Genomic DNA, 10305 nt, shown 5'->3' on the forward strand with positions numbered 1-10305 from the left:
GCCACTTCTCGGACGGCACGGTAACGCTGTTTTCCATCAAGGCAGCCAGCGCCTGACTGCTGAGCGGCGTGAGCGTGACGCTCACACCCGCCACCAGCCCGCCCTGGAGGAACGAGCGCCGGGATATATCACGGTTGGACATGGATCATCCTCTGGGCGGTTATGTGTCCGCCCTTCTGGTTATCTACTGGGAATCTCGAGTCTTGCAGAAGCCCTTCTTGGCTAAACAAAGGGCGTGTTGACAGTGCAAAGCTGACCGAAAGGTTAACTTTAAAGGTTTCCGGGCTCGCAGCAAACAACCAGTTACAAAAATTTGACTAAAGAATCAGAAAATCAATGCGACGTGGTACCGCAGCAGGCGGGCAGGCACTTGCAGGATTGAGCCTGCTCGCGATGGCGGAGTATCAGTCACCAGATGCGTGGCTGAACTGACGCTATCGCGAGCAGAGTATCTACAGGGATTTGTCTTGGCTTCAGGAGTTGGAAGCAGGAGGAAAAGAGAGGAATAGCCAAATTTCAGACACAAAAAACCCCGGTCTTTCGACCAGGGTCTTTGCTATCGAATCCGAATCAACCCAAGGTTGCTTTCGGTGCTTCAAGGCGTTCAGTGGTCCTTGAAACAGATATGGCGCAGCGGACGGGACTCGAACCCGCGACCCCCGGCGTGACAGGCCGGTATTCTAACCGACTGAACTACCGCTGCGTATCGCTTTGAGCTTGCGCTCAAGTAACTCGTTTTGATTGAAAGCTTCGGTGCTTTGCAATCGCGAACCAGGCATCGCCTGACTCGTAAAATATGGCGCAGCGGACGGGACTCGAACCCGCGACCCCCGGCGTGACAGGCCGGTATTCTAACCGACTGAACTACCGCTGCGCGTCGGTGCAGGCACTTTCAGCCTACCTTCTTGCTTTCGCAAGTCACTCGGAAGTGGTGGGTGATGACGGGATCGAACCGCCGACATTCTGCTTGTAAGGCAGACGCTCTCCCAGCTGAGCTAATCACCCGTTTGCATCTCCGAGGCCGCGAAATTTACGCAGGTAGCGAACCTAAGTCAATAGCAGGATTGAAGTTTTTCTGAAAAAGACAAAATTGAGTCAATCCCGGAAAAAAGTATCAACCTTGAAACCGCTATCGCAAGCAGGCTCACTCCTACAGGATCGCGGCTTCGCCTCTTAGTCCGTGTAAATCATCTTTTTCGTCATGCCGCCATCGACGACGAATTCCTGCCCGGTGACAAACCCGGCATTTCTCGACAGCAGCCACGCCACCATCGCCGCGACATCCTCGACCGTCCCCACCCTGCCCGCCGGATGCTGGGCATGATCGGTATCAGCCAGAGGTTCGGCCCGCCGCGCCGACGGATCACGCGCATCAATCCAGCCCGGACTGACCGCGTTCACACGAATTTCCGGCCCGAGGCTGATCGCCAGCGCATGCGTCAGCGCCAACAGCCCGCCCTTGCTCGCCGCATAGGCCTCGGTATCCGGCTCGGACTGCCCCGCCCGGGTCGAGGCCAGATTGACGATCGAGCCGTTATGCGCACGCAGATAGGGCGCGCAATGCTTTGCCAGCAGCATCGGCCCACTGAGGTTCACCGCCAGCACCCGATTCCAGTAAGCCAGATCGAGGCTTTCCAGGGTGATGTTGTGCGGATCAGCCACCGCCGCGTTGCACACCAGCGCGTCGAGACGACCAAACTGCCCCAGCACCTCAGCCACGCCGAGTGCGACCTGACTCTCCTCCGCGACATCCATGGCGATAAACCAGGCGTTCTCGCCAAGCACCTTCGCCACTTTCGAACCGCGCACCCGATCCAGGTCGGTCAGCACCACTTGCCAGCCTTCGCTGATCAGCCAGGCCGCAATGCCCAGGCCAATCCCGCGCGCAGCACCGGTGACCAGCGCCACGCGACCATGAGTACCCGCTGTCGGCGTGGACAACTCGATCACAGCGCCGCCAGACCGCGCGCCAGGTCGGCCTGCAGGTCGGCGACATCTTCCAGACCGACCGCAATGCGGATCAGGCTGTCACGAATCCCCGCGGCTTCACGCTCCTGCGGCGCCAGACGGCCGTGAGAGGTCGTGCTCGGATGAGTAATGGTGGTTTTGCTGTCGCCGAGGTTGGCCGTGATCGAAATCAATCGGGTCGCGTCAATAAAGCGCCAGGCACCCTCTTTGCCACCCTTGACCTCGAAACTCACCACCGCACCAAAGCCCTTCTGCTGACGCTGGGCCAGCTCGTGCTGCGGATGGCTCTTGAGCCCGGCGTAATGGACTTTCTCGACACCCTCCTGTTGCTCCAGCCATTCGGCCAGTTGCTGGGCGTTGGCGCAGTGCGCCTTCATCCGCAGATTCAGGGTTTCCAGGCCTTTGAGGAAGATCCACGCGTTGAACGGGCTCAGGGTCGGCCCGGCGGTGCGCAGGAAGCCAACCACCTCTTTCATTTGCTCGCTGCGACCGGCCACCACCCCGCCCATGCAACGGCCCTGGCCGTCGATGAACTTGGTCGCCGAGTGCACGACAATGTCCGCCCCCATTTTCAGCGGCTGCTGCAGCGCAGGCGTGCAGAAGCAGTTGTCGACCACCAGCATTGCGCCTTTGGCGTGCGCGATTTCCGCCAGCGCGGTGATATCCACCAGCTCGGCCAACGGGTTGGAGGGCGACTCGACAAAGAGCAGTCTGGTGTTGGACTTGATCGCCGCATCCCAGGCCGACAGGTCAGCCAAAGGCACGTAATCGACTTCCACACCGAAACGCTTGAAGTACTTCTCGAACAGGCTGATGGTCGAACCGAACACACTGCGCGAAACCAGCACATGATCACCGGCACTGCACAGGCTCATCACCACCGCCATGATCGCGGCCATGCCGGTTGCGGTCGCAACGGCCTGCTCGGCGCTTTCCAGCGCGGCAATGCGCTCTTCGAACGCGCGCACGGTCGGGTTGGTGTAACGCGAGTAAACGTTGCCCGGCACTTCCCCGGCAAACCGCGCGGCCGCGTCGGCGGCGGTGCGGAACACGTAGCTGGACGTGAAGAACATCGGATCACCGTGTTCGCCTTCCGGCGTGCGGTGCTGACCGGCACGTACGGCCAGGGTGTCGAACGCTACGCCTTCGAGGTCGCTGTCCAGCCGACCGGCATCCCATTCCTGACTCATGCTGTCACTCCTTGCCCTGTTCTTGAAAATTGAAAGTCAGATACAAAACCGGCCCCTCAGGGCCGGTAGAAACTCAGTTGTTGTACAGATCAATGATCGCACTGACTGCCTGGGTCTTGACCTTGGAGGCATCGTTGCGCGCCTGCTCGATCTTGTTCAGGTAAGCCTCGTCGACGTCGCCGGTGACGTACTTGCCGTCGAACACCGCGCAATCGAAGTGCTCGATCTTGATCTTGCCGCCGCCGACCGCTTCGATCAAGTCAGGCAGGTCCTGATAGATCAGCCAGTCAGCGCCGATCAGATCCGCCACGTCCTGGGTCGAACGGTTGTGGGCGATCAGCTCGTGAGCGCTTGGCATGTCGATGCCATACACGTTCGGGAAGCGTACTGCCGGCGCCGCCGAGCAGAAGTAGACGTTTTTCGCGCCGGCCTCACGGGCCATCTGGATGATCTGCTTGCAGGTGGTGCCGCGCACGATCGAGTCGTCGACCAGCATCACATTCTTGCCGCGGAATTCCAGCTCGATGGCGTTGAGCTTCTGGCGAACCGACTTCTTGCGAGCCGCCTGGCCCGGCATGATGAAGGTGCGACCGATGTAACGGTTCTTGACGAAACCTTCGCGGAATTTCACGCCCAGGTGGTTGGCCAGCTCCAGCGCAGCAGTACGGCTGGTGTCCGGAATCGGGATGACCACGTCGATGTCGTGCTCTGGACGCTCGCGCAGGATCTTCTCGGCAAGCTTCTCGCCCATGCGCAGACGGGCCTTGTACACAGACACGCCGTCGATGATCGAGTCCGGGCGCGCCAGGTAGACGTGTTCAAAGATGCACGGGGTCAGGGACGGGTTGGTCGCACATTGACGGGTGTGCAGCTTGCCGTCTTCAGTGATGTAGACCGCTTCGCCCGGGGCGAGGTCGCGAATCAGGGTGAAACCGAGCACGTCCAGCGAAACGCTTTCGGACGCGATCATGTACTCGACGCCTTCGTCGGTGTGACGCTGGCCGAACACGATCGGGCGAATGCCGTGCGGATCGCGGAAACCGACGATGCCGTAACCGGTCACCATCGCCACGACGGCGTAACCACCCACGCAACGGTTATGCACGTCGGTCACGGCGGCAAACACGTCTTCTTCGGTCGGCTGCAGCTTGCCGCGCTGGGCCAGCTCGTGGGCGAACACGTTCAGCAGCACTTCCGAGTCGGAACTGGTGTTGACGTGACGCAGGTCGGATTCGTAGATCTCTTTGGCCAACTGCTCAACGTTGGTCAGGTTACCGTTATGCGCCAGGGTAATGCCGTAAGGCGAGTTGACGTAAAACGGTTGGGCTTCGGCCGAAGTCGAGCTGCCCGCAGTCGGGTAGCGGACGTGGCCGATACCCATATGGCCGACCAGACGCTGCATGTGACGTTGTTGAAACATGTCACGCACCAGGCCATTGTCCTTGCGCAGGAACAACCGGCCATCATGGCTGGTCACGATACCGGCAGCGTCCTGGCCGCGGTGCTGGAGCACGGTTAGCGCGTCATACAGCGCCTGATTGACGTTCGACTTACCGACGATACCGACGATGCCACACATGCGACGCAACCCCTACTTAATGGATCTGAACTGAACAACACTCACTGTGGCGTTTTGGCCGACGGCAAGAGTTGCTCCTTGAACGGAATATCAGCGGGTACGCTGATTCCGCTGGCAAGCCACTGACTGCTCCACCCGAGAATCAGGTTTTTGGACCAGTCGGCGACCAATAGAAACTTTGGCACGAGCTGTGATTCTTTCCACCACCCGTCCTGCTGTACCGGCCCCAGGCTCAACAGCCCGACTGCCACGACCACCAGCAACACGCCACGCGCTGCGCCGAAGGCCATGCCGAGGAATCGGTCGGTCCCGGACAACCCGGTGACGCGAACCAACTCGCCGATAAGATAATTGATCATTGCGCCCACGATCAGTGTGGCGACAAACATGATGGCACAGCCCGCGATCACGCGAGCTGATGGGGTTTCGATGTATCCGGCGAGGTACTCGGACAGTGAGCCACCGAACATCCAGGCAACGACTCCTGCGATGATCCAGGTCACCAGCGATAATGCTTCCTTGACGAAGCCGCGGCTCAAACTGATCAAAGCGGAGATGGCGATGATTGCAACGATCGCCCAGTCAACCCAGGTAAATGGCACAGTGCAGCCTACAGACGGATAAGGCGGCGCATTTTAGCAGAGCGCATGCCTCTCGGTAAGCTGCGATTATCAGTGCATTTCAATCGAGGCGATAGTTTTTAACCGCGCTCGGGCTGGAAGCGCACGACAAAACCCTTGAGGTTCTGCTGACGACTCAACAGATCGCGCAGACGATCGGCTTCGGCACGCTCGATCAGCGGCCCGACAAACACCCGATTCTTGCCATCGGCAGAGCGGATGTAGGCGTTATAGCCTTGGCTGCGCAGGGTTTTCTGCAGGCTCTCGGCGCTGGCGCGGCTCGACAGACTGGCCAGTTGCACCGACCAGCTCACCGACAGACCATTGGCATCGACGCGGCTTTGCGTGGTGTCAGGCTTGGTTGCTGGCGCAGCGATAGGCTGGGCAGGCGCCGGAATCGGCTTGGCCACCGCTGGCGGCGCAGCCGGGTTGGCGATGGCTATGGGAGCCGCCGGTACCGGTGCAGCCGGGGCAATCGGAGCAGCAGGCGCAGTCTCTTCTGCAACTTCTTCATCGGTTGGCACCGGTTCTTGCGGCAAGGCCTGCGGCTCCGGCACCGCCACCTGCTCCATTTGCACCTGCGGCATGGCAGATGCTTGCGGAGCGGCCGGCGCCTCGACGACCACCTGGCGTTGCTCATCCTGACGGGAAAACAGCATCGGCAGGAAAATCACCGCCAGCGCCACCAGCACCAGGGCGCCGACCATGCGCTGCTTGTACGCTTTATCCAGCAAAGCCATTTGCCGCTTCCTCCGTGGAGCGCCGAGCCAGCCATTCAAGGGCCTCGGCGACACAATAAAATGATCCGAACAACAGAATCTCGTCGTCGCCGGTTGCCACTGCGCATTGCCCTTCCAGGGCGGCGGCGACACTGTCGTAAGACGTGACGGATGCGCCAAGGTTCTGCAAGGCAGCGTGTAATTCAGCCACCGGGCGAGCACGTGGCGAATCCAGCGGTGCAACCGCCCAGTGCTCGACACTAGCACTCAATTCGCCGACAACACCATCCAGATCCTTGTCCGCCAGCAGCCCGAACACCGCCAGACGCTTGCCGACCGGCGGCCGGGAAGCCAGACGACGGGCCAGATATTCGGCGGCATGGGGATTGTGCCCCACATCCAGCAATACATTCAGGCGCTTGCCATTCCATTCGAACGAGCGGCGATCCAGACGGCCAACCACACGAGTCGCCTGCAAGGCAGCCACGATCTGCCCGGCATCCCACGGCAGCCCGAGCAGCAGATACGCCTGCAACGCCAACGCTGCGTTTTCCATCGGCAGATCGAGCAAGGGCAAATCGCGCAACTCAACGACCCGGCCTTGCGCGTCGGTACCGCGCCACTGCCAGTGCTGATCGGTAACGCCAAGATCGAAGTCTCGCCCGCGCAGGAAGAACGGGCACGCCAGTTCGCGCGCCTTGTCGAGCAGCGGTTGCGGAGGATTGAGGTCGCCACACAGGGCAGGTTTGCCCTGACGGAAAATTCCGGCCTTTTCGAAGGCCACGGACTCGCGGGTGTCACCCAGATAATCGGCGTGGTCGACGCCGATACTGGTCACCAGCGCCATGTCGGCGTCCACCACGTTGACCGTGTCCAGACGCCCGCCCAGACCTACTTCCAGGACCACCGCATCCAGCCCGGCCTGCTGAAACAGCCAGAACGCCGCCAGGGTGCCCATTTCGAAATAAGTCAGGGAAGTGTCGCCACGCCCCGCCTCAACGGCCGCGAAGGCTTCGCAGAGCTGGGCGTCAGTGGCTTCGACGCCATTGAGCTGCACCCGCTCGTTGTAACGCAGCAGGTGCGGGGAATTGTAGACACCAACGCTCAGACCCTGCGCCCGCAGCAATGAAGCCACGAACGCGCAGGTCGAACCCTTGCCGTTGGTGCCGGTGACCGTAATCACCCGAGGCGCCGGCTGGCCCAGCCCCATGCGGGACGCTACCTGTTGCGAACGCTCCAGCCCCATGTCGATGGCTGACGGATGCAACTGCTCAAGGTAGGCGAGCCACTCGCCAAGGGTGCGCTCGGTCATACGTTGGCAGGCACCGGCGGAACCACGATTGGCTCGACTGGAGCGGCGACGTAGGTCGGTGTCGGCTGGCCGGTCAGTTGCGCCAGCAGATTACCCAGACGCGGACGCAGCTCACGACGATCAATGATCAGGTCGATGGCGCCGTGCTCCAGCAGGAACTCGCTGCGCTGGAAGCCTTCCGGCAGTTTTTCACGTACGGTCTGTTCGATTACACGCGGACCGGCGAAGCCGATCAGGGCTTTCGGCTCACCGACGATAACGTCGCCAAGCATTGCCAGACTGGCGGAAACCCCACCGTAGACCGGGTCAGTCAGTACCGAGATGAACGGAATGCCTTCTTCGCGCAGACGTGCCAGCACGGCCGAGGTCTTCGCCATCTGCATCAGCGAGATCAGCGCTTCCTGCATGCGCGCACCACCGGAAGCGGCGAAGCAGATCATCGGGCAACGGTGTTCCAGGGCGTAGTTGGCAGCGCGCACGAAGCGCTCACCGACGATGGCACCCATCGAGCCGCCCATGAAGCTGAATTCAAACGCCGAAACCACCACCGGCATACCCAGCAGGGTGCCGCTGACGGAGATCAACGCGTCTTTCTCGCCGGTCTGCTTCTGTGCAGCGACCAGACGGTCCTTGTACTTTTTGCCGTCGCGGAATTTCAGACGGTCAACCGGCTCCAGATCGGCGCCCAGTTCGTTGCGACCTTCGGCATCGAGGAAGATGTCGATGCGCGCACGTGCGCCGATGCGCATGTGATGGTTGCATTTCGGGCAAACGTCCAGGGTCTTTTCCAGCTCCGGACGATACAGCACAGCCTCGCAAGACGGGCATTTGTGCCACAGACCTTCCGGCACCGAGCTCTTCTTGACCTCGGAACGCATGATCGAAGGGATCAGTTTGTCTACTAACCAGTTGCTCATGCTTTCTTTCTCCAGTACCGGCGGCCCGAACGCTCTGGTTCGCAGCCCCGCGTATGCCCTTCAGCTAAATTCATGTGTGTGGCGATGGTTGGTGGACCGCCACGGTCAGCGCGAAACATGACCTGCGTGCAACCCATAAACCCTCAGCCTCGCCTGCTTTGTGCAAGTGCATTGATGGACGGCGGCAGACTGCCAGCCGTCACATCAATATGGCGCTTTGCGTGCAGCGGCGATGAACGCCCGGATCTTCGCATGATCCTTGATACCCTTGCTCGCCTCTACCCCACCGCTGACGTCGACCGCGTAGGGCCTCACCCGGGCCACGGCGTCGGCGACGTTTTCCGGCGTCAGGCCACCCGCCAGAATCAGTGGTTTGCTCAAATCCGGCGGAATCAGAGACCAGTCGAAGGCCTCACCGGTTCCGCCGGGCACACCCTCGACATAAGTGTCGAGCAGTACGCCACTGGCACCCGGGTAAGCAGCAACGGCTGCAGCAATGTCATCGCCGGCCTTGACCCGCAACGCCTTGATATAAGGCCGACGCCATTCTTCGCAGGCTTCAGCGCTTTCATCGCCATGGAACTGCAACAGGTCCAGCGGTACGGCGTCGAGGATTTCCCCCAGCTCGCAGCGACTGGCGTTGACGAACAGGCCGACGGTGGTCACGAATGGCGGCAGGGCACGGATGATCGCCCTCGCCTGCTGCACGTTCACCGCTCGCGGACTCTTGGCATAAAACACGAAACCAATGGCGTCAGCCCCGGCCTCGACCGCTGCCAACGCATCCTCTATGCGGGTAATCCCGCAGATCTTGCTGCGAACGGCTGACATATCGAGAAAAACTCCGAGGCAAAATCCGGGAAAGTCCCGGATGGTAACAAAAGCGTTCGAGGGCGTCAGCCGTCAAGTTCGGAGAAACCCGTAAGGAAATGTGGCCCGACAAAACGCTCGGGCAACGGGAATTCGTCGTGGTACTCGACCTGCACCAGATAGAGGCCATACGGATGCGCAGTGACGCCGCCGGAACGGCGCTCGCGACTTTCCAGCACTTCCTTCATCCACTCCACCGGCCGCTCGCCGGCACCAATGGTCATCAAGACCCCGGCAATGTTGCGCACCATGTGATGGAGAAACGCATTGGCGCGGATGTCGAGCACGATCATCTTGCCGTGACGGGTGACGCGCAGGTGATGCATCTTCTTGATGGGCGACTTGGCCTGACACTGGCCGGCGCGGAACGCACTGAAATCATGAGTACCGATCAGGTACTGCGCGGCCTCGGCCATGCGCTCGACGTCGAGCGGACGGTGGTTCCAGGTGATTTCTTCGTTCAGATGCGCCGGGCGGATCTGATCGTTGTAGATCACATAGCGGTAACGCCGGGCGATGGCCTTGAAGCGCGCATGGAAATGCGCCGGCATGACTTTGGCCCAGCTGACACTGATGTCATGGGGCAAATTGATGTTGGCCCCCATGACCCAGGCCTTCAGTGAACGTTCGACCGGCGTGTCGAAATGCACCACTTGCCCGCAGGCATGCACGCCAGCATCGGTGCGCCCGGCGCATTGCAGCGAAATCGGTGAATTGGCGACTTTCGACAGCGCTTTTTCGAGTTCTTCCTGCACCGTTGCCACACCCGTCAACTGACGCTGCCAGCCGCTGTAGCGCGAGCCTTTGTACTCAACGCCCAGCGCGACGCGGTAAAAGCCGTCGGGGGCCATTTCGGCGACCGGGTTATCTATGTTTGCCAAGGTGGGACAGCCTGCTGTTTGTGCAAAGGCGGGCATTATAAGGCTGTGGTTCAGGGATGCCAGAAGGTTCTCTGTCGCCTCATCGGCCTCCATCGCTGGCAAGCCGGCTCCCACAGTTTCTCTGGCGTACGCAGAACCTGTGGGAGCCGGCTTGCCAGCGATGACAATAGCCAGGAGAACACAGATTCCGGCCCAAACAAAAACGGCAGCCTCACTGGGCTGCCGTTTTTTTTGTTTACCGCTGAACTT

General features: G+C 60.7%; 10 protein-coding genes and 3 tRNA genes. All 13 read right to left on the bottom strand.

Features of this window, described 5'->3' with window-relative positions:
- A partial coding sequence (locus tag DBR24_RS32020; protein WP_256591417.1) for a twin-arginine translocation signal domain-containing protein occupies window positions 1-142 on the bottom strand: 142 nt, incomplete at its 3' end.
- 484 nt (window positions 143-626) lie between these two features.
- Window positions 627-703: transfer RNA gene (locus tag DBR24_RS11845), tRNA-Asp, on the bottom strand.
- 94 nt (window positions 704-797) lie between these two features.
- Window positions 798-874: transfer RNA gene (locus DBR24_RS11850), tRNA-Asp, on the bottom strand.
- Window positions 875-929: 55 nt separating this feature from the next.
- Window positions 930-1005: transfer RNA gene (locus DBR24_RS11855), tRNA-Val, on the bottom strand.
- A gap of 168 nt (window positions 1006-1173) precedes the next feature.
- Window positions 1174-1950 (bottom strand): SDR family oxidoreductase, encoded by a 777-nt coding sequence (locus DBR24_RS11860; RefSeq protein ID WP_123463399.1) that lies wholly within the window; start codon window positions 1948-1950, stop codon window positions 1174-1176.
- On the bottom strand, window positions 1947-3158 hold the full coding sequence (locus DBR24_RS11865; protein ID WP_128614838.1) for an O-succinylhomoserine sulfhydrylase: 1212 nt from the start codon (window positions 3156-3158) through the stop codon (window positions 1947-1949). The genes DBR24_RS11860 and DBR24_RS11865 overlap by 4 nt, the downstream gene beginning before the upstream one ends.
- A gap of 73 nt (window positions 3159-3231) precedes the next feature.
- Window positions 3232-4737: an amidophosphoribosyltransferase gene (gene purF, locus DBR24_RS11870; protein ID WP_128614839.1), complete on the bottom strand. Its 1506-nt coding sequence runs from the start codon at window positions 4735-4737 to the stop codon at window positions 3232-3234.
- Window positions 4738-4778: 41 nt separating this feature from the next.
- A complete protein-coding gene (locus DBR24_RS11875) occupies window positions 4779-5339 on the bottom strand; it encodes a CvpA family protein (protein ID WP_007913461.1) in 561 nt (186 codons plus the stop codon).
- A gap of 98 nt (window positions 5340-5437) precedes the next feature.
- On the bottom strand, window positions 5438-6097 hold the full coding sequence (locus DBR24_RS11880) for an SPOR domain-containing protein (protein ID WP_128614840.1): 660 nt from the start codon (window positions 6095-6097) through the stop codon (window positions 5438-5440).
- A complete protein-coding gene (gene folC, locus DBR24_RS11885) occupies window positions 6081-7388 on the bottom strand; it encodes a bifunctional tetrahydrofolate synthase/dihydrofolate synthase (RefSeq protein ID WP_128614841.1) in 1308 nt (435 codons plus the stop codon). The genes DBR24_RS11880 and folC overlap by 17 nt, the downstream gene beginning before the upstream one ends.
- Entirely contained in the window at window positions 7385-8305 is a 921-nt protein-coding gene (gene accD / locus DBR24_RS11890; protein ID WP_123463406.1) for an acetyl-CoA carboxylase, carboxyltransferase subunit beta, read from the bottom strand. The genes folC and accD overlap by 4 nt, the downstream gene beginning before the upstream one ends.
- A 204-nt stretch (window positions 8306-8509) precedes the next feature.
- Complete coding sequence (locus tag DBR24_RS11895) at window positions 8510-9136, bottom strand: phosphoribosylanthranilate isomerase (protein ID WP_128614842.1); 627 nt, start codon at window positions 9134-9136, stop codon at window positions 8510-8512.
- 65 nt (window positions 9137-9201) lie between these two features.
- Window positions 9202-10026 carry a tRNA pseudouridine(38-40) synthase TruA gene (truA, locus tag DBR24_RS11900; RefSeq protein ID WP_177490526.1) on the bottom strand — a complete coding sequence of 275 codons (825 nt, stop codon included), beginning with the start codon at window positions 10024-10026 and terminating at the stop codon, window positions 9202-9204.
- Window positions 10027-10305 lie beyond the last annotated feature (279 nt).

This window comes from Pseudomonas sp. HMWF006 (assembly GCF_003061205.1).
GTDB classification, from domain to species: Bacteria; Pseudomonadota; Gammaproteobacteria; order Pseudomonadales; family Pseudomonadaceae; genus Aquipseudomonas; species Aquipseudomonas monsensis.

Excerpts from the sequence above, each read along its gene's own strand:
- DBR24_RS11865 (WP_128614838.1), bottom strand. The coding sequence starts at position 3,158 with ATGAGTCAGGAATGGGATGCCGGTCGGCTGGACAGCGACCTCGAAGGC.
- purF (WP_128614839.1), bottom strand. The coding sequence starts at position 4,737 with ATGTGTGGCATCGTCGGTATCGTCGGTAAGTCGAACGTCAATCAGGCG.
- DBR24_RS11880 (WP_128614840.1), bottom strand. The coding sequence starts at position 6,097 with ATGGCTTTGCTGGATAAAGCGTACAAGCAGCGCATGGTCGGCGCCCTG.
- folC (WP_128614841.1), bottom strand. The coding sequence starts at position 7,388 with ATGACCGAGCGCACCCTTGGCGAGTGGCTCGCCTACCTTGAGCAGTTG.
- accD (WP_123463406.1), bottom strand. The coding sequence starts at position 8,305 with ATGAGCAACTGGTTAGTAGACAAACTGATCCCTTCGATCATGCGTTCC.
- DBR24_RS11895 (WP_128614842.1), bottom strand. The coding sequence starts at position 9,136 with ATGTCAGCCGTTCGCAGCAAGATCTGCGGGATTACCCGCATAGAGGAT.
- truA (WP_177490526.1), bottom strand. The coding sequence starts at position 10,026 with ATGGCCCCCGACGGCTTTTACCGCGTCGCGCTGGGCGTTGAGTACAAA.